Genomic DNA, 17,780 nt, shown 5'->3' with positions numbered 1-17,780 from the left:
TATTCGGTGAGCTTCAATTAAATCTTGGCTTTAGCTGCCTGAATATATTGATCCACCAACTGCTCCAGCACATCCAAAGGCACAGCACCGTTTTTCAATACCACGTCATGGAATTGGCGGATATCGAACTTGTCGCCTAAGGCTGTTTTGGCTTTTTCGCGCAGTTCCAACAGTTTCAGCATGCCGACAGTGTATGCCGTGGCTTGGCCTGGCATCACAATGTAACGCTCAATGGCGTTGACTGCTTCGCCTTTAGAGTTTGGCGTATTGTCGACCAGATACTGAATGGCCTGCTCACGGCTCCATTTTTTGTCGTGTAAGCCAGTGTCGACCACTAAACGGCAGGCGCGCCACAGCTCCATAGCTAAACGGCCGAAGTCGGAGTAGGGGTCCTGATACATACCAATCTCTTTGGGCAGGAACTCAGTGTATAAACCCCAACCTTCGATATAAGCAGTGTAACCACCAAACTTGCGGAACTTAGGCACGTTTTCCAGTTCCTGCGAGATGGCGATTTGCATATGGTGGCCCGGAATACCTTCATGGTAAGCCAAAGCTTCCATTTGGTACTTCGGCATACCACTCATGCGGTACAGGTTGGCGTAATAAATACCAGGGCGACTGCCGTCCATTGAAGGTTGTTCGTAGAAGGCTTTACCCGCAGATTGTTCGCGGAAAGGCTCGACCGCTTTGACCACCATATCGGCTTTAGGCTTGACGATAAACAGCTCGTCCAGGCGCGATTTCATGGTATCGATAATACGGGTGGCTTCAGCTAAGTATGCGGCTTTGCCTTCTGCAGTATCCGGGTAATAAAACTGCTGGTCGTCACGCATAAAGGCAAAAAACTGCTGTAAATCGCCTTTAAAGCCGACCTTTTTCATAATGGCTTTCATTTCATCATGAATACGGGCTACTTCAGATAAACCCAGATTGTGAATTTTTTCAGCGCTGTAATCTGTAGTGGTGATGCGGGCTAAACGGGTCGCGTAAAATTTATCGCCGTCTTTAAAGCGCCAGACACCGTCTTCAGTACCGGCTTTTTCTTCTAATGTAGTCAGTAATTTAAGCAGGCTTTCATAAGCAGGTTTTACGCTGCCAATCAGTGCCAATTCAGCTTCTTTAATCAGCAGATCTTTTTCTGCTTGCTCTAGTTTTAATTCCTGCACTTTGCCACGGAAATCCGCCAGCAGGGTGCTGTCGTTGCCACCGTCAAAAGGGGCGCCGCTGATAATGTTGCGGCTGGCGCCTATCACATGAGCAAACACAAATTTCGGTGGCAGAATGCCGGCATCAGCCCGCACCTGTAATTGTTGTTCTAACTGCTTAAAGTAGGTGGTGACATTTTTTAAGCGACCAATATAAGCTTTGGCGTCGCTTTCATCACTGATACTGTGCTGGTTAATCAGCAGCGAAGGTACATTGGAATGTGTGCCATACATTTGATTAACAGGGTAGCTGTAGAGATCCCATTTAGCGTCGTCTAAACGGGCTTGCAGTCGCGCTGTTAACAGCTTTACGCTCAGTTGGCGGCCACTGTCGAGGCTTTGCATATTCAGCGCCTGTACTTGTGCCAGTTGCTGTTTGGTTTGCTCCAGTTCTTTTTGGCGATGGGTTTCAGATAAATCATCCCATTGGTCGTAGTTAGTTTTCAGGCCCAAACCTGTCTGGGTTTCCGGACTGTTATCTACTTGCTGCTGGAAAATACTTTCAAACAGCGCATCGGCTTTTTGGTTTTCAGTTAAAACCACAGTGGCTTCAATGATTTTACTTTGATCAATCTGAGTCGGAGCAGGCTTGCAACCTGCGACAGTGGCCAGGCTTACTGCCAGCGCTAGTGCTGAGTAACGTAAATACATAAGTAAATGGACCTTCATTATTTGTCGTAGTTAGTTGGTTGAAAATTCCATACCCTAAGTAATTGGAGTTGCAGCGCGACGACAAGCGAGCGAATCCCCAGGAGCATAGTAACCTATGTGACTGGGGCGAGAACGCGCAGTCAACAAAGCTGCAGCTTCAAGAACGACGGGTATTAGTCGATAAATAGTTCTAGCAAATCATTCAGGTAGCGCGCACCTTTGGGGCTGATTTGCCACTGCGTTTCTGTGCTGTTAATTAACCCCAGCTGCTCTGCTTTGGCAAGCGCATCCTCGACTGCTGCGATTGGCAGGCCGGTATAAGCGCTGAAATCCTGTTTAGGACAAGCTTCGAGCAAGCGAAAGCGGTTCATAAAAAACTCAAAGGCACGATCATCAGGCTGCACTTCAGTACTTTCATCCAGATAACCTTTACTGATATCCATATAGCCTTTGGGATGCTTGATTTTGACAGGCCGGACAATTTGCCCTGTCTCTGGCAGGGTGATTTTGCCATGAGCGCCACAACCAATCCCCAGATAGTCACCATAACGCCAGTAGTTCAGGTTATGCCGGCACCGCTGACCGGTCTGGCTGTAAGCCGAAATTTCGTACTGCGTATAGCCATGCCGCTGTAACAGCTGGTGGCCTTGCTCCTGAATGTCCCACAAGGCTTCGTCTTCCGGCAGCACTGGAGGGCGTGAGGCAAAGGCGGTATTAGGTTCAATGGTCAGCTGATACCAGGACAAATGCGGCGGTTTTAAATCAATAGCTTGCTGTAAATCGGCCAAAGCGCCTGTCACATCCTGATCCGGCAGACCGTGCATTAAATCCAGATTAAAGCTTTGCAGCGGCAATTGGGCGGCAAGCTGTGCCGCTTTTATCGCTTCGTCACAGTTATGAATACGGCCTAAGGCTTTGAGCTGCTCTGCCTGAAAACTTTGCACTCCTATGGAGAAACGGGTGACCCCAGCTGCAACATAAGCAGCAAAACGCGCGGCTTCGACTGTGCCAGGGTTGGCTTCCATGGTGATTTCGCAATCTCTTGTCAACTGGAGCTCTGTACGCACACCATCTAAAATGGCCTGAATACCTTCACCGCTAAAAGTGCTGGGCGTGCCGCCGCCAATAAAAATAGAGCTGATTTCGCGGCCCTGCACATAGCCTAGGTCCTGACGTAAATCAGCCAGTAAATGGCTGATATATTCCTGCTCTGGAATGCCTTGTTTCACCGCATGGGAGTTGAAGTCACAGTAAGGGCATTTTTGAATACACCAGGGAATATGGATATAAAGCGCCAGCGGCGGCAGCTGCAGCTGCGTAGTTGATGCAAGGTTCATCAACCTTGTTCACCTTTTAATTGTTCACCTTTTAGTACGGACACCAATAAACGCAGCGCTTTGCCTCTGTGGCTAAGCTGCTTTTTCTGCTCAGCGGTTAATTCAGCGGCACTGCCAGTCGAATCATCGGGCAAGAAAATTGGGTCATAGCCAAAACCACCGGAGCCTGCGGCTTCAAAGGCAATCTGACCATGCCAGATACCATGAGCGATCACAGGGACAGGGTCATCGGCATGACGGACAAAAGCCAGCACACAGTGAAACTGAGCGGCTCGTTTGCCTTGTGGGACTTCTTTTAAATCAAGCAACAACTGCTGCAGGTTTTTTAAATCATTGCCATGTTCACCGGCATAACGGGCGGAATAAATGCCTGGTGCGCCGCCTAAGGCATCTACAGCTAAACCTGAATCGTCCGCTATAGCGGGCAGGCCAGTTAAACGGCTGGCGTGACGGGCTTTAATCAGGGCGTTTTCAATAAAACTTAAGCCATCTTCAATAGCGTCTGGCACCTGAAAGTCGGACTGCGGCAGCACCTGCCAGTCAAAAGGAGCGAGCAGAGCAGATAACTCGGCTAATTTGCCTTTATTACCAGTGGCTAAAACAAGTTTATGCATAAGGAAACCTTTGAAACAAAAAAGGCTCAGTGGACACTGAGCCGGGTAAAGAGACTACTGCTCAGTGTAAAACACTTGGGAAAACTCCAGCTGCTGGCGTTCAGTGCCTTGCCAAATCTCCAGCTTAAATTTCAGGTGTTTTTGGTCGTGCACAGGCACCTGAGCCAGATAATAAATGGCTTCTCCTTCTTTCACTTCACGAAACTCAAGTTCAATTTGCTTTTGAGTTAAATCTGTCGCTGTGCCGCTGATCCGCACTTGTTGTGCTTTTTGATCAGAGCTGTTCAATACGGAGATATTCAGCACCGCCTGATACAAACTGCGTTGCAACTGATAACTTTGTGCCACTTTGGCATCAAGCATGGTGCTGTCAAAGGCGATGTAATGCACATCCCATGGCCCCAGCACTTTTTTTTGTTCAGCCTGAAGTGGGCTTATAAACAGGGCCAGAACCAGGCTCGCAGCCAGCAGATAGTGTTTCATCAGGACTCCAGATAAGGTTGTAAGGCGCCAGGCACAGAGCAGGGCGCGACAATGCGCCATTTTTTCTGTCGGCTCAGTTCGCCTTTTTCCAGCAGCACCTGACGTTTTGCCACGTCAAAACTTTGCGCCAGAAACTGTTGTAAATGCGCATTGGCTTTGCCATCGACAGGTGGAGCTTTAATCGCCACTTTGATGGCATCACCATGCAGGCCTAAAAACTGATCCCGGCTAGCGCCAGGCTGCACATGCAATTGCAGCAGGATATCGCCATTGGCCAGCCGGGTTAGCATTTAGAAACCACGTAACATATTGGTTAATAAAATCTGGATAAACTGGATACCTAGCAGTACCACCAGCAACGATAGATCCAGACCGCCCATGACTGGCACAACTCTGCGTACCGGACGTAACAAAGGTTCAGTCAATTGGTGCATCACCAGTTCTACCGGATTACGGCCCTGACTGAACCAGCTCAGTAAGGCGCGGATCACTAAAATCCAGAATGCAAGTTGCAGCGCTTCGGTGATCAGCAATACCAGGGCACTAAGCGGCAAATACACGTAAAAAACCTGACCTAGTTGCAGCATCTGTACTATGGCGACATGCAATACACAGATCGCAAAAGCAAAAATCCAGCTGGCGGTATCCACTGGGCCTAAGCTTGGTAAAAACCGGCGCAGTGGCACTATCACAGGATTTGTCGCTTTAACCACAAACTGGCTGAATGGGTTGTAAAAATCGGCTTTGGCACTTTGCAGCCAAATCCGCAGTATTATTACCATCAGATAAAGTTTGATCAGGCTGCTTAACAGGAAAAAGAATGCTTCGGTCATTTATGAATCCTTAAAGAGTTTTTGCCATTTCTTCAGCACGGCGTATCGCTGCATACATGGCGTCTTTGACCATGCTTTCAAGATTATGTTGTTTAAAAGTTTCAATGGCTTCGTGTGTGGTACCGCCTTTGGACGTCACCTGAGCACGCAGCGCTTCAAAGGATAAGTCGGACTGACTGGCCATAGTGGCTGCACCCAGAGCCGTTTGCGCCACCATTGCTTTGGCCTGATTTTCATCAAAGCCGAGTTCTTGCGCGACCTGTTGCATGGCCTGCATAAAATAGAAAAAATAGGCCGGTGCACTGCCAGTGACCGCAATAATGGCGTTAATGTCCTGCTCTTTTTCCAGCCAGACGGTTTTGCCTGTGCCGGCAAAGAGTTTTTCAGCAAAAGATTGCTCGTACACTGAGCAGCGGCTTGGAAATAAACCTGTGACGCCTAAACCGACCAAAGCCGGGGTATTCGGCATAGCACGGATAATCCGCACTTGTCCCAATAACTGTTCAAAACGCTCAATTGAAATACCAGCAGCGACAGAGATAAACAGCTTTTCCTGAGACTCTGGCGCTTGCTCTATGATTTGCTTACAGACTTCGGCCATCATTTGAGGTTTCACCGCCAGCACTATCACATCGGCTTTGGTCACAGCTTCGATGTTGTCTGTGGTGGTTTCAATGCCGTATTGGCTTTTTAACGCCTGTAATTTTTCTGCATTGCGGTTGGCGGCAATAATATTTTCAGCCGGATAACCCTGCTGAATCATGCCTCCGATAATACATTGCGCCATATTACCAGCGCCGATAAATGCAACAGTATTGTCAATCATTAGAAGGGGTTCCCCTGGCTCCAAAAATGGCCGTGCCTAATCTTATCATAGTAGAACCAAAGCGCAGAGCGTCTTGCCAGTCATCTGACATGCCCATCGAAAGTTCTTTTGCATCAGGATGTTGCTGTTGCAATTGCAGTGACAGTTTTTGCATCTGAGCAAATGCTTCAGCGCCTTTTCCCGGCTCTGGAATGGCCATTAAGCCTTTGAGTTTAAGTTGCGGCAATCTAGCGACTTGAGTTGCTAGATTTATTAAATCCGCAGGTTCTATGCCCGATTTGGACTCTTCGCCACTGATATTGACCTGCAGCAGCACCTGCAGCGGGGCTTTATCCAAAGGGCGCTGTGTTGATAAACGTTCAGCAATTTTTAGTCGGTCTATGCTGTGCACCCAGTCGGCATAAAGCGCTATGTCTTTGGTTTTATTCGACTGAATAGGGCCAATAAAATGCCACTCTATGCCGTCAAGCTGATGCAGTTCTGTTGCTTTACTGACCAGTTCCTGCACATAGTTTTCACCAAAAGCGCGTTGACCTGCCTGATAGGCAACGGCCACTGAGGCTGCTGGTTTGGTTTTACTGACGGCAATAAGGCGGCTTTGTTGGTTTAATTGCTGTTTTGTCTGAAATTCTGTGATGGCGTTGTAGGCTGATTTCAACGCTTCTGCTATGTTGTTTGTCATATCAACTCTGTTCTTAGCCTTTGCTTTGGAGTGCTTTTCATCATGGATATTACCGAATTACTCGCCTTTAGTGTGCAACATAAAGCTTCGGATCTGCATTTATCAGCCGGTGTACCGCCACTTATCCGGGTGGATGGGGATGTGCGACGTTTAAATATTCCGGCTTTGGACCATAAAGCTGTGCACTCTTTGGTGTACGACATTATGAATGACCGTCAGCGTAAAGAATACGAAGAAAAGCTCGAATCCGACTTTTCTTTTGAAGTTCCGGGTTTAGCCCGTTTTCGTGTCAACGCTTTTGTACAAAACCGCGGTGCTGCTGCTGTGTTTCGGACCATCCCAAGTGATGTGTTAAGCCTTGAAGATTTAAATGCTCCCGATGTGTTTCGCAGTATTTCGGACAACCCGCGTGGCCTGGTGCTGGTGACTGGTCCTACAGGGTCTGGTAAATCCACAACCCTGGCGGCGATGATTGACTATATCAACACCAGTAAAAACCATCATATTCTGACGATAGAAGACCCCATTGAATTTGTGCACCAGAATAAACTCAGTTTAATCAACCAGCGGGAAGTGCACCGGGATACTCATAGTTTCAGCAATGCCTTGCGCTCAGCCTTGCGTGAAGACCCGGATGTGATACTGGTGGGTGAGCTACGTGATTTGGAAACCATTCGTCTGGCGATGACAGCAGCTGAAACCGGCCATTTGGTGTTTGGCACTTTGCACACCACCTCAGCACCAAAAACCATAGACAGGATTATTGACGTCTTTCCGGGTGAAGAAAAAGCCATGGTGCGTTCCATGTTGTCTGAATCCTTAAGAGCTGTTATTTCCCAGACGCTGCTGAAGAAAAATGGCGGCGGCAGGGTAGCGGCCCATGAAATTATGTTGGGGGTTCCGGCCATCCGAAATTTAATTCGTGAAGATAAAATTGCCCAGATGTACTCAGTGATCCAAACCGGCGCAGCCCATGGTATGCAAACTATGGATCAATGCCTGATTAATCTGGTTAACCGTGGTGTGATCAATCAAAAAGACGCATTGGCTAAAGCTCAGGATAAAAACTCCTTTAACAGCATGGGCTCTATGGGGCGGATGGGGTAACAGCAATGGGCTTAATCGACTATTTACACAAAATGGTAGCTGCTGGTGCTTCGGATTTATTTATCACGGCTGGCCTTGCTGCGTCCGCAAAAATTAACGGTGAAATGCAGCCGATAGCAGAGCAAGTGCTGAACCCTGAGCAATCGCTGGCTTTGGTGTTATCTGCTATGACGCCAAAACAACAAGCGCAGTTTCAGCAGGAGAAAGAATGTAACTTCGCAATTGCCAATGACGCAGGACGCTTTCGGGTTTCTGCCTTCTGGCAACGGGATCAGGCCGGTATGGTGGTCCGTCGTATAGTGACCACTATCCCCAAAGCCGATGATTTAGGCCTGCCGCCTGTGTTAAAAGACATTATTATGTCCAAACGCGGACTGGTGCTCTTTGTGGGCGGGACTGGTGCTGGTAAATCCACCTCGCTGGCGGCTTTGCTTGGTTATCGCAATCAAAATGCCCGAGGTCATATTTTAACCATCGAAGATCCGATTGAATTTGTGCACGATCACCAAAAAAGCCTGGTGACACAACGCGAAGTGGGTATTGATACCGAATCTTTTGAAGCGGCGCTGAAAAGCTCGTTACGTCAGGCACCTGATGTGATTTTAATAGGGGAGATCCGCAGTCAGGACACCATGGAGTACGCGCTGTCTTTTGCTGAAACCGGCCACCTATGTATCGCCACTTTGCACGCTAACAACGCAAATCAAGGCATAGACCGTATTATGCATTTGGTGCCTAAAGAGAAGCACGGCAAATTACTCTTTGATTTATCGCTGAATTTACGCGCCATAGTGGCCCAGCAACTGGTGCCTACTGTGGATGGTAAAAAACGGGTGGCAGCTATTGAAGTGCTGCTGAATTCACCGCTGATTGCCGATTTAATTAAACGCGGCGAGATAGGCGAAATCAAAGCTGTGATGAGCAAGTCTCGTGAACTGGGTATGCAGACCTTTGACCAGGCTTTGTATGATTTATACAAAGCGGGCCAAATTAGCCACGCAGATGCGCTGCATTATGCAGATTCGCCAAACGATTTACGTTTGATGATGAAGCTAAAAGAGGGCACTACAGGCTCAGGTTTATTGTCTGGTGTGACTGTGGCGGGTTTAACGGATAATGATTAGGTCGTGATTCGTTGTAACTATTTTTGGCTCGTAGGGACGGGGTTTATCCCCGTCGGCTGTTCAGATGCTTTGATAAAAACGCTTTCGCCGTTGGCGAGATACTTTCTTTTGCTTCGCCAAAAGAAAGTATCCAAAGAAAAGGCGACCCTGGCCGCTGCGAAAACCCGCTCAAAAACGTGCGTCCAAGGCGATTGTGCAACTCGTTCGTCGCTACCGCTCCTCGCTCAGACACTCCTCGTCTTAAAACCTTGGCCACCTATTTTTGAACGGCTTGCGGCTAAGGGGAGGGATGCTATATAGAGTCTTACTTGGCCTGACAGTTATTTATGATCTCGTTTTTGGATGTAATTCGTAAAATGAGCCTTTCAGATCAGGAAACAGGGTTAACGAACTTATGTTCATTTTGTCTAGTGAATCTAAAGCGAAAATGCGTTCTGAGCTGGGAATTAGTATTTTTGCCAGTACAACACGAGATTTTCTAGCTATAAGATTTTGTAGGTTTCTACACATACCATATTAGGTGTGCGTACAAATAATCCTTTTTGGTTTATCAGTCTGGCATTTTCATCAATATTTAGCTCAAGAAATTGCAATTTCTCTAAGTTTTCATTGCTGTTAATTTCATTATTGACAGATTTTGATAGCGCCCAAACGACAACATTTTCAGTATCGGAGTTGTCAGAGTGAAATTTAAAAAACGCTGCTACATAAGGTGAGTCAGTCCAATGGAGCAGAGGGGGATTAAGTCCATAATGTTGGCCAAGGGCTCAATACTCGTTATCTTCCAGTTGCCTTGGATTAAGCTCTCTGCGGCCTATGCAATACTTTTTAAAACGCGCCAGAACATCCGTTTCAATTTGAGTTAGTTTTGAGACATCATCCGATTGGAGCTGACGCTTTAAGGTCGATGTCAAACCCCAGCATTCTGAGGATTGTCCTCTGGAACAGTACCCTTGGTTGTTTCTTAATGTTTCGTTATGATGAAGAAACTCAACAAAACCGAGCCAACTCAGACATTTAACAAGTGAAACACCTTCATCTTTTTGGCTTTCACCCCACCCATTTCTGCTACGTGTAAAGTTTGAATTTATTTCCATTCTGATACCAACCGCAGTTGTTCATCCTGATTTAACGTCATAACAAAATTCCCTGTTCGGCGATCTGATGAATAGGCTGGATGGCAAAATTTGGAGCTTTTAGCAGCACATCTATTTTTTGGTCGCCCAGAGTCATAATGATCTCCGCTTCGATTCGTGCTGCTGTCATGGCCGGATTATCAATGGCAAACAAACTTTGCACCAAAAGGTCAATATCGCCTCCTGATTTTGTGTCGTCGGTTCGGGAGCCAAATAAACTGACTGTTGCTTCAGGCCCAAGGACTTTTTTTACGCAAGCCTTGATGCTTTTTATTTCATAGGGAGTCAGTCGCACACTAAAAGTCCGATTAATGCATTGATTAATAGAGAGTATAGCGCTCTGTGTTTAGCAGGACTAGCCTCGCCTTGGTGTTACTTGGGTTTGTTTGAGTCCTGGCCAATCGAAAAATTTAACTCAGCGGTCCTGGCCTGCCAAACAAATAGCCCTGCGCTTTATCACAGCCTATATCTTTTAAGAGCTGATACTGCGCCGGTGTTTCCACACCTTCTGCAACAATAGTCAGTTGTAAGGCTTTGCCTAAAGCGCAAATAGCACGGATTATTTCCGCACTGCTGCTGTCCTGCTGCAGGCTGACAATAAAAGCCCTGTCAATTTTCAAACAATCAATAGGCAATTCGCGCAGGCGACTTAAGGAGGAGTAGCCTGTTCCAAAATCATCTACTGAGATGCGGGCACCCAGGCTGCGCAGTTGTTCCAGTGTGTTCAGCAAGCTTTGGCTTTGACTCAGAGCGGTTTCGGTAATTTCAAAATAAATCAAAGACAAAGAGACATCGAATTTTGCCGCCAATAGGCTGATTTTATCAGCCAGCTGCTGATCTTCTAGCTGACGTACTGACAGATTGATCGATACCGAAATATCCTTGCCGTAGCGCTTTATTAACTCGGCCATGTCGGTAAATACCTGCTGTAGTACCCAATCGCCCACTTCGTTAATCAGGCTGCTTTGTTCTGCCACTTTAATAAATCGGTCAGGTGGGATAAAACCCAGAATAGGATGAGACCAGCGGATCAGCGCTTCAAAGCCGCGTACTGCTTCGTCTTTGATACGCACTATAGGCTGATAGTACATCGCGAGTTCGTTAGATTTATGCAGTGCTGCTTTCAAATCTTTTTCAATTTGCACTCTCTGCCGGGTTTTTTCTGCCATCAAAGGGTTAAAAAAGGAATATCTGCTCCTGCCATCGTCTTTGGCTGCAAACATCGCCAAATCAGCACATTTAAGTAATTCTTCATAGCTGATTGCATCGTCCGGGTAACAGGCAATACCTATACTGGCGGAAACATTAACAATGTTATCCTGCAGCGAAATATCCTGACTAATGGTATGCAATATTTTTTCGGCGATACGCATGCAGTCCGTTGGGTGGTGAATATCTGGCACCACCAATACAAACTCGTCACCTCCAACCCGGGTGGCTACATCGCCAGCACGCGTCAGCAGGCAGATGCGTTTAGCGACTTCCTGCAATAACAAGTCACCTGCATGGTGGCCCAGGGTATCATTCACTAATTTAAAGCCGTCTAAATCCAGATACAAAATACCCAGCATACTTTGGTTTCTGTTAGCCCGGATCAACTCAGTTTTGAGCATTTTTTCAAGTTTTACGCGATTGCCCAGCCCGGTCAAATGATCACTGAATGCCAGAGTAGCCAGATTTTCTTCAGCACGGCGCAGTGCTGATATATCGGAGAACATCATCACATAGTGGCTGATGGCACCTTTGGTCATCGGCGCTCGGACTTTACACAGATGTTGCCAGGTGGGGAAAAGCGATCCGTCTTTACGTTTGCATTCCACTTCACCACTCCAGTGACTGGAGCTTAGTTCCTGCAATCTGGCTGATACCGGGGACCCCTGTTGCGGTGGATACAAAAAATCATCCGGCTTCAGTCCACGCACTTCCGCAGCACTATAGCCTGTCAGCAGGCTAAAGGCCGGGTTTACCGAAATGACTTCAGCCGCCTCGTCCAATACTACAATAGCCTCAGATGTGGTTTTAAACACAGTGTTAGCCTGGCGTAACTGCAGCTCTTCTTTTTGTTTACCAGTCACATCTCTGAGCAATCCACTGATCAGATGCTGATTTTGCTTGGTCTGAAAATGGCCAAATAATTCAAAGTACTGCAATGGTTTGATGTGAGCTGACATAAAAACAGTATTAAAATCCCTTTTGCGGGCAAAAAGCCGGTTCAGGCGTTGGTGTTCCTCATCGGCAAGCATAGCTTTTAACCGGGCAAGACCGCTAACTGATTGTTGCTGCGATGGCAGATTGTCAGTAAGGCTGCTGTCAATTTCCAGTTCGTCAGTGGATAAGTTCAACTGCCAATGACTCATTTTGGCCGCAGTCAGAGCTTGTTGCAGTTGCTGTTCTGAGCGGCGAACTTTCAGTTCGGCCTGATGCCGGAGCAATGCCATCCGAATGCTGGCATCCAGTTCCCTGCGGTTAAAAGGTTTGATCAGATAGCCATGCGGAAAAGACCTTTCAGCCTGCTCCAGCACATTTTCGTCACAGTAAGCGGTCAGAAAAATCACCGGCACATCCATTTGTTTTTTTAAATGTACCGCCGCTTCTGTGCCACGCATTTTATCAGCCAGTTGAATATCCATCAGTATCAGATCCGGTGGGCACTCTATGGCTTTTGCCACCACATCTTCACCACGAGCTATGGTGCCCGTGACTCTGTGTCCCAAATCTTCCAGTGTGTTTTTTAAATCCAGGGACACCACATATTCATCTTCGACTATCAGAATATTGCTCTGCATACTGTCATTCCTTAGTTGAATAAAAATAAATGGAGTAGTTGGTTCCGCCTTGGCGACTTAACTCCACCTGAGCACCCAACTGGGCAATAAAAGCCGGGATCAGCTGCATCCCTAAGGAGTTGCCCTGACCTAATTCAATTGAGGCTGGTAAGCCTACACCGTCGTCGCCAATTTCCAGCGTCAATTTGTTTGCTGTTTGGGCTAAGGTTAATGTCACCTTCCCTTTTTGTTGTTCGGGAAAAGCATGTTTGATACTGTTGGTCAAAATCTCGGTGGCTAATAAACCGCAAGGAATAGCTTGTTCCAGCGCCAGTACAATCTGCTCGTCCATTTGCACAAAATCAAAAGTGATGAAGTCAGCATTGGTTAGGGTTTGCCTGACTAACTGGCACAGTTGCCGTAAGTAATTTGCCAGAGGTACTGAAGAAAAATCACGCTTTTCGTACAGTAACTGGTGTGTCAGTGCCATAGTGCGAACCCGCAGCTGACTTTCCTGCAGCACTTGTTTTAGCTCGGGTGAGGCACCTCTGGATCGTAAACTTAGCAGGCTGGAGACAATCTGCAGATTGTTTTTCACGCGATGATGCACTTCGTTCAGTAACAGGGTGCGCTCAGCCAGCAGGGCGGTTTTTTCGTCAATAATGCGTTGTAAATTTTGCTGGGCAGCTTTTGCTGCAGATACATCTGTGATGGTGGCCAGCACAGCCGTTTTTTTATCGCCTTCGAGATAGGTAAGACCTATTTCCACCGGAAACTCCGAGTCGTCTTTGCGTTTGGCGTACAGTTCTCTGTGCTGCCCCATAGGCCTGGTGGTAGGGTCGAGCATAAAGCCCTGACGTAATTGGGGGTGATGCTTTTGGTATCGGTCTGGTAACAGAATTTCTATAGGCTGACCTATTAGCTGACCTGTTTCGTAGCCAAACATTTGTAACGCTCTGGTATTGGCCAGCGTAATAAGGCCTTGTGAGTCAATGGATACCAGGCCATCTGCTGTGCTGTCGAATACGCGGCGAAAGCGGGTTTCACTGTCCTGTAATTCTTGTTCGCTGCGTTTTCTGCTGGTGATTTCTATGCCGGAAGGAACCAGAAAACTCAGCTGGTGATGATCGTCATAAACCGGGGCCAGCATAAAGTCGATAATCACTATACTGTCTTTCATCTGAACTGTGATGTCAAAACGGCTAGTGTGGCCAGCTCTGGCATCCACCACTGCTTGTTCTATTCGTCTTGACGATTCAATATCGTGTTGCCACCAAAAACAGTCCCAGAATTTTTTATGGCGAACTTGTTCCAGGGTTAAACCTGCGAGTTCCAATGGCGGTTTATTTGCATCCAGTACAGTGCCATCTGGTGACAAAATACCAACAAAGGTGAACATGTTGTCGAGAATTTTGCGCAACCTGTCCAGGTCATCTTTTCTGGTTTGTTGTACAAACCAGTCCATGGTTCTGTTCAACGCAACCACAGCTATACCGCAGACTTGTTGCTCGGCGTTAAAAAGCGGAATATAAGAGCCTTGCCACTGTGTTACCGCTGTCGTTTCAGTGGTGGTAGCTCCCACATTGAAGTTGAGAATAGCTTTGCCTGTATCCCGCACCTGTTCCAGCAGCGGCATAATAGTACTCGACAAGTCGGGCAATACTTCAGGCACACTTCTGCCCAGGTGCTGTTCAATGGCGACACCATTAAATTCTGCCAGTATGGAGTTAATGCTGACGTAACGAAAAGATGTATCCAATACAGCAATGCCGGTTGGCAGGACTTTGCTGAGCGCATCCAGTGCCAGAGCTTTTAGTTCAGAACTTGATTCCATGTCAGTACACCTTAAATGCTATGTTTTGAACTTAGACACAAGAGCTTGTTTTATCAAGGTGATAACAAAAAACAAAAAAGCCCCGCAGGCGGGGCTCAGTGCTAGTGGCGTTGAGGTGTTCCAGGTTCAGACTGATCAGGAAAGAGGCGGGAACTCAGGTAAATTGCCTAATTCCGCAGGAACTTGTTCTGAGACAAAACTAAAGCGGGGTACCAGTTCACCAGCCACTTCAACATTGCTGATAAACATCTCCAGTGGCCTTACCCACAAGCCAAAGTCGCCGTATAAAGCGCGGTATAACACCAGTTCTTCATTGGTTTCGCTGTGTCGCACCAGTGACAGCACCTGATACAAAGGGCCTTTGTAGTGGCGATAGAAGCCGGTTTTAATCGCCATAAGCGCCGCCATTTTCAAACCAACTTTCTAAAATCAGTTTGGCTGACAAACTATCAACCAACTCTTTACTGAGTTTTTTAAAACCACCTTCAGCAAACAGCTGTGAACGGGCGTCTACCGTAGTTAAACGCTCATCCTGAGTTTTTACCTGCAGGCCATAACGACCATGCAGGCGATTAACAAATTTATGCACGCGGGCTGTGAAAGGCTGTTCAGTGCCGTCCATATTCAACGGCAAACCTACCACCAGGAGTTTAGGTTGCCATTCTTTAATTAGTGCTTCGATTTGATCCCAATTTGGAATGCCGTCCTGAGCTTTCAATGCTTTGAGCATAGTGGCTGTGCCTGTCATGCTTTGACCTACAGCCACGCCGATACTTTTTAAGCCATAGTCAAAAGCTAATACGGTGACGCTACTACTCATCAGGCGTGACCTGCTTCTGAGCTTAATTGCCAGACTTCAATGCCCATGGCATGTGCCGCACCTTGCCATTTTTCGGCATGGCTCATTTCAAAAATAATGTTGTTGTCGGCCGGTATCATCAGCCAGCTGTTTTCTGCCATTTCTTTTTCCAGTTGGCCAGCACTCCAGCCAGCATAACCCAGGGCCAGAATAAACTTCTCCGGCGCGTCTTCTGTGGTGAGTTTTTCCAGAATATCGCGGGAGGTAGTGACCATCAGATCGTTATTTAGCCGCATGCTGCTGGTGTAACCTTCTTTTGGTGTGTGCAGCACAAAACCTCTGTCGCTTTGCACAGGACCACCTGCACATACATGGGCGTTAGCAGCTGTGCATTCTGTATCATGCTCAATCTGAAGCTGGCTTAGCAGTTCAGTGATCTTGACTGGCATAGGGTGGTTAATCACTATACCCATAGCACCTTCCGCATTGTGCTCACAAATATAAGTGACGCTGCGTTTAAACATCGGGTCGTCAAGACCCGGCATTGCAATCAATAAATGATTCTGGAAATTGTCCATATAACCGCCTTAGGACCTGATTTAGTTTTGCTTTGATAACTGATTCTGCTTTAACAGTAGTTCAATCTGGTCAAATAACATGCCAGTGATATTCACTGGAAAGGCTGCTTCAATTTCGCGGATACAGGTTGGGCTTGTGACATTAATTTCAGTCAACCGATCACCAATAATATCAAGACCAACAAAAATCAGGCCTTTGGCTTTAAGGGTAGGACCTACAGCTCTGGCTATAGCCCAGTCGCTTTCTGTTAAAGGACGAGCTTCACCACGACCACCTGCCGCTAAGTTGCCACGGGTTTCACCGCTGGCCGGAATACGAGCTAAGCAATAAGGCACAGGTTCACCGTTCACTACCAGCACCCTTTTATCACCGTCTTTAATTTCCGGAATAAACTTTTGCGCCATGGCATAACGGCTGCCGTGCTCTGTCAGAGTTTCGATAATGACACTGACGTTGGCATCGTCCGGTTTTAAGCGGAAAATCGAGGCGCCACCCATGCCATCCAGAGGTTTTAAAATGACATCCTGCTCTTGCTGATAAAAGGCCTTTAGGCGCGCTGCGTCGCGGGTCACCAGAGTTTTTGGCGTATGTTGTGCAAACCAACTGGTGTAAAGCTTTTCGTTGGCGTCGCGCAGACTTTGAGGTTTATTTACAATCAGCGTGCCTTCATCTTCCGCTCTTTCCAGAATATAAGTGGCGTAAATAAATTCAGTGTCAAAAGGTGGATCTTTACGCATCAAGATCACGTCTAAATCGGATAAAGCGATGTCCTGAGCGCCACCAAAATCGTACCAATGTTCGCCATTTTGCTGCACAGATAACAAACGGGTGCGGGCACGAGCCTGACCTTCAATTAAATACAGGTCATTCATTTCCATGTAATGCAGCTGATAACCACGGGACTGAGCCTGCAATAACATGGCAAAACTGGAGTCTTTTTTGATATTGATGTCCGCGATAGGGTCCATCACTATGCCTAATTTAATCATCTTCACTCCTGCTTGGATCTGCTTCAGGCCAGATCACCAAATTGTAACTGTAATGCGCTGATGGCGGTTAAGGCCGCCGTTTCTGTACGTAATACCCGAGGGCCTAAACGAACGGCCATAAATCCTGCATCTTTGGTTTGGGCTACTTCGGTATCGGTAAAACCGCCTTCAGGACCTATAACTAACCGAATAGCCTGACTACCTGTTATGGTCTTAATGGAGTCTGAAGTCCATGGATCCAAGGTCAGCTTTAAATCTTTTGTCTCTTGTGCCAGCCATTTATGTAGCTGCAAAGCTGAGTGTACAAGTGGCACTACACTACGGCCTGACTGCTCACAAGCCGCTATCGCAATTTTTTGCCATTGTTCTGTACGTTTAGCCAGACGCTCTGCATCCAGTTTTACGCCACAACGTTCAGTAAAAAGCGGGGTGATTTCAGTGACGCCCAGTTCAACCGCTTTCTGGATCACAAAATCCATCCGGTCACCACGGGAAATACCCTGTCCTAAATGCAGTTTGAGGGGAGATTCCACTGGATTATCAGCTGCGCTGATGGCTTTGACCAACAATTGTTTTTTTTCAACAGCAGTGATCACAGCCTGATAATTCTGGCCATCGCCATTAAATAAACAAAGCTCGTCACCTTGCTGCATCCGCAGCACACGGCCTATATGATTGGCACCGTCTTCGGCTAAGGCAAATTCTTGTTGCAGTGGAATGCTACCTGGCTGATAAATTCTGGGAATACGCATAAACATAGCTTCTTAAGCACTTTGGAAAGTGCCTATGGTAGCAGGCAAAAGCAGGGCTGGG

The 17,780-nt window shown here is 47.1% G+C and carries 19 protein-coding genes and 1 pseudogene; 2 read left to right on the top strand and 18 right to left on the bottom strand.

Features of this window, described 5'->3' with window-relative positions:
- Nucleotides 1-17: 17 nt before the first annotated feature.
- The 8 genes from EK374_RS12410 to EK374_RS12375 all read right to left on the bottom strand — a co-directional run bounded on the left by EK374_RS12410 (nt 18) and on the right by EK374_RS12375 (nt 6,634).
- Nucleotides 18-1,859: a DUF885 domain-containing protein gene (locus EK374_RS12410; protein WP_127023989.1), complete on the bottom strand. Its 1,842-nt coding sequence runs from the start codon at nt 1,857-1,859 to the stop codon at nt 18-20.
- Between the two features lie 173 nt (nt 1,860-2,032).
- Entirely contained in the window at nt 2,033-3,196 is a 1,164-nt protein-coding gene (hemW, locus tag EK374_RS12405; protein ID WP_127023986.1) for a radical SAM family heme chaperone HemW, read from the bottom strand.
- Nucleotides 3,196-3,810: an RdgB/HAM1 family non-canonical purine NTP pyrophosphatase gene (gene rdgB, locus EK374_RS12400; RefSeq protein ID WP_127023983.1), complete on the bottom strand. Its 615-nt coding sequence runs from the start codon at nt 3,808-3,810 to the stop codon at nt 3,196-3,198. The genes hemW and rdgB overlap by 1 nt, the downstream gene beginning before the upstream one ends.
- A 54-nt stretch (nt 3,811-3,864) precedes the next feature.
- Nucleotides 3,865-4,293, bottom strand: a complete 429-nt coding sequence (locus EK374_RS12395) for a DUF4426 domain-containing protein (protein ID WP_127023980.1) — start codon at nt 4,291-4,293, stop codon at nt 3,865-3,867.
- Nucleotides 4,293-4,583, bottom strand: coding sequence for a DUF167 family protein (locus EK374_RS12390; RefSeq protein ID WP_127023977.1), 291 nt, complete (start codon nt 4,581-4,583; stop codon nt 4,293-4,295). Before EK374_RS12390 ends, EK374_RS12395 begins: the two co-directional genes overlap by 1 nt.
- Entirely contained in the window at nt 4,584-5,126 is a 543-nt protein-coding gene (locus EK374_RS12385) for a YggT family protein (RefSeq protein WP_127023974.1), read from the bottom strand.
- 10 nt (nt 5,127-5,136) lie between these two features.
- Nucleotides 5,137-5,952 (bottom strand): pyrroline-5-carboxylate reductase, encoded by an 816-nt coding sequence (gene proC / locus EK374_RS12380; RefSeq protein ID WP_127023971.1) that lies wholly within the window; start codon nt 5,950-5,952, stop codon nt 5,137-5,139.
- A complete protein-coding gene (locus EK374_RS12375) occupies nt 5,945-6,634 on the bottom strand; it encodes a YggS family pyridoxal phosphate-dependent enzyme (protein WP_127023968.1) in 690 nt (229 codons plus the stop codon). Before EK374_RS12375 ends, proC begins: the two co-directional genes overlap by 8 nt.
- 42 nt (nt 6,635-6,676) lie before the next feature.
- Here EK374_RS12375 and EK374_RS12370 point away from each other — a divergent pair, with 42 nt between their 5' ends.
- A complete protein-coding gene (locus tag EK374_RS12370) occupies nt 6,677-7,741 on the top strand; it encodes a type IV pilus twitching motility protein PilT (protein WP_127023965.1) in 1,065 nt (354 codons plus the stop codon).
- A 5-nt stretch (nt 7,742-7,746) separates the two neighbouring features.
- Nucleotides 7,747-8,865, top strand: coding sequence for a PilT/PilU family type 4a pilus ATPase (locus tag EK374_RS12365; protein ID WP_127023962.1), 1,119 nt, complete (start codon nt 7,747-7,749; stop codon nt 8,863-8,865).
- 482 nt (nt 8,866-9,347) lie between these two features.
- On the opposite strand, the pseudogene EK374_RS21140 reads toward EK374_RS12365, so the two are convergent.
- From EK374_RS21140 to rsmE, 10 genes and pseudogenes are all read right to left on the bottom strand, one after another.
- A pseudogene (locus tag EK374_RS21140) lies at nt 9,348-9,620 on the bottom strand (FRG domain-containing protein); the annotation flags it as partial.
- A 12-nt stretch (nt 9,621-9,632) separates the two neighbouring features.
- Nucleotides 9,633-9,962: a hypothetical protein gene (locus EK374_RS12355; RefSeq protein ID WP_127023959.1), complete on the bottom strand. Its 330-nt coding sequence runs from the start codon at nt 9,960-9,962 to the stop codon at nt 9,633-9,635.
- A gap of 37 nt (nt 9,963-9,999) precedes the next feature.
- Nucleotides 10,000-10,296 (bottom strand): nucleotidyltransferase domain-containing protein, encoded by a 297-nt coding sequence (locus tag EK374_RS12350; protein ID WP_127023956.1) that lies wholly within the window; start codon nt 10,294-10,296, stop codon nt 10,000-10,002.
- Nucleotides 10,297-10,411: 115 nt separating this feature from the next.
- A complete protein-coding gene (locus EK374_RS12345) occupies nt 10,412-12,787 on the bottom strand; it encodes a two-component system response regulator (protein WP_127023952.1) in 2,376 nt (791 codons plus the stop codon).
- Nucleotides 12,788-12,791: 4 nt separating this feature from the next.
- Complete coding sequence (locus EK374_RS12340; protein WP_127023949.1) at nt 12,792-14,600, bottom strand: PAS domain-containing sensor histidine kinase; 1,809 nt, start codon at nt 14,598-14,600, stop codon at nt 12,792-12,794.
- A 135-nt stretch (nt 14,601-14,735) separates the two neighbouring features.
- Nucleotides 14,736-14,996, bottom strand: coding sequence for a DUF1653 domain-containing protein (locus tag EK374_RS12335; RefSeq protein WP_127023946.1), 261 nt, complete (start codon nt 14,994-14,996; stop codon nt 14,736-14,738).
- Nucleotides 14,986-15,420: a Holliday junction resolvase RuvX gene (gene ruvX, locus EK374_RS12330; RefSeq protein WP_008897896.1), complete on the bottom strand. Its 435-nt coding sequence runs from the start codon at nt 15,418-15,420 to the stop codon at nt 14,986-14,988. Before ruvX ends, EK374_RS12335 begins: the two co-directional genes overlap by 11 nt.
- Nucleotides 15,420-15,977, bottom strand: coding sequence for a YqgE/AlgH family protein (locus EK374_RS12325; protein WP_127023941.1), 558 nt, complete (start codon nt 15,975-15,977; stop codon nt 15,420-15,422). The genes ruvX and EK374_RS12325 overlap by 1 nt, the downstream gene beginning before the upstream one ends.
- 21 nt (nt 15,978-15,998) lie before the next feature.
- A complete protein-coding gene (gshB, locus tag EK374_RS12320; protein ID WP_206099197.1) occupies nt 15,999-16,967 on the bottom strand; it encodes a glutathione synthase in 969 nt (322 codons plus the stop codon).
- A gap of 23 nt (nt 16,968-16,990) precedes the next feature.
- Nucleotides 16,991-17,719 (bottom strand): 16S rRNA (uracil(1498)-N(3))-methyltransferase, encoded by a 729-nt coding sequence (rsmE, locus tag EK374_RS12315; RefSeq protein ID WP_127023935.1) that lies wholly within the window; start codon nt 17,717-17,719, stop codon nt 16,991-16,993.
- Nucleotides 17,720-17,780 lie beyond the last annotated feature (61 nt).

Source organism: Rheinheimera mangrovi (genome assembly GCF_003990335.1).
Classification (GTDB): domain Bacteria; phylum Pseudomonadota; class Gammaproteobacteria; order Enterobacterales; family Alteromonadaceae; genus Pararheinheimera; species Pararheinheimera mangrovi.
Note: the sequence above shows the minus strand (reverse complement) of the source record. Positions and strands in the feature narration are given on the sequence as shown.

Bases quoted from the DNA above. Each gene is read 5' to 3' on its own strand.
- EK374_RS12385 (WP_127023974.1), bottom strand. From the start codon at position 5,126: ATGACCGAAGCATTCTTTTTCCTGTTAAGCAGCCTGATCAAACTTTAT.
- rsmE (WP_127023935.1), bottom strand. From the start codon at position 17,719: ATGCGTATTCCCAGAATTTATCAGCCAGGTAGCATTCCACTGCAACAA.
- EK374_RS12355 (WP_127023959.1), bottom strand. From the start codon at position 9,962: ATGGAAATAAATTCAAACTTTACACGTAGCAGAAATGGGTGGGGTGAA.
- EK374_RS12365 (WP_127023962.1), top strand. From the start codon at position 7,747: ATGGGCTTAATCGACTATTTACACAAAATGGTAGCTGCTGGTGCTTCG.
- EK374_RS12410 (WP_127023989.1), bottom strand. From the start codon at position 1,859: ATGTATTTACGTTACTCAGCACTAGCGCTGGCAGTAAGCCTGGCCACT.
- EK374_RS12375 (WP_127023968.1), bottom strand. From the start codon at position 6,634: ATGACAAACAACATAGCAGAAGCGTTGAAATCAGCCTACAACGCCATC.
- EK374_RS12340 (WP_127023949.1), bottom strand. From the start codon at position 14,600: ATGGAATCAAGTTCTGAACTAAAAGCTCTGGCACTGGATGCGCTCAGC.
- gshB (WP_206099197.1), bottom strand. From the start codon at position 16,967: ATGATTAAATTAGGCATAGTGATGGACCCTATCGCGGACATCAATATC.
- EK374_RS12335 (WP_127023946.1), bottom strand. From the start codon at position 14,996: ATGGCGATTAAAACCGGCTTCTATCGCCACTACAAAGGCCCTTTGTAT.
- proC (WP_127023971.1), bottom strand. From the start codon at position 5,952: ATGATTGACAATACTGTTGCATTTATCGGCGCTGGTAATATGGCGCAA.
- EK374_RS12370 (WP_127023965.1), top strand. From the start codon at position 6,677: ATGGATATTACCGAATTACTCGCCTTTAGTGTGCAACATAAAGCTTCG.
- rdgB (WP_127023983.1), bottom strand. From the start codon at position 3,810: ATGCATAAACTTGTTTTAGCCACTGGTAATAAAGGCAAATTAGCCGAG.
- EK374_RS12325 (WP_127023941.1), bottom strand. From the start codon at position 15,977: ATGGACAATTTCCAGAATCATTTATTGATTGCAATGCCGGGTCTTGAC.
- EK374_RS12345 (WP_127023952.1), bottom strand. From the start codon at position 12,787: ATGCAGAGCAATATTCTGATAGTCGAAGATGAATATGTGGTGTCCCTG.
- ruvX (WP_008897896.1), bottom strand. From the start codon at position 15,420: ATGAGTAGTAGCGTCACCGTATTAGCTTTTGACTATGGCTTAAAAAGT.
- hemW (WP_127023986.1), bottom strand. From the start codon at position 3,196: ATGAACCTTGCATCAACTACGCAGCTGCAGCTGCCGCCGCTGGCGCTT.
- EK374_RS12395 (WP_127023980.1), bottom strand. From the start codon at position 4,293: ATGAAACACTATCTGCTGGCTGCGAGCCTGGTTCTGGCCCTGTTTATA.
- EK374_RS12390 (WP_127023977.1), bottom strand. From the start codon at position 4,583: ATGCTAACCCGGCTGGCCAATGGCGATATCCTGCTGCAATTGCATGTG.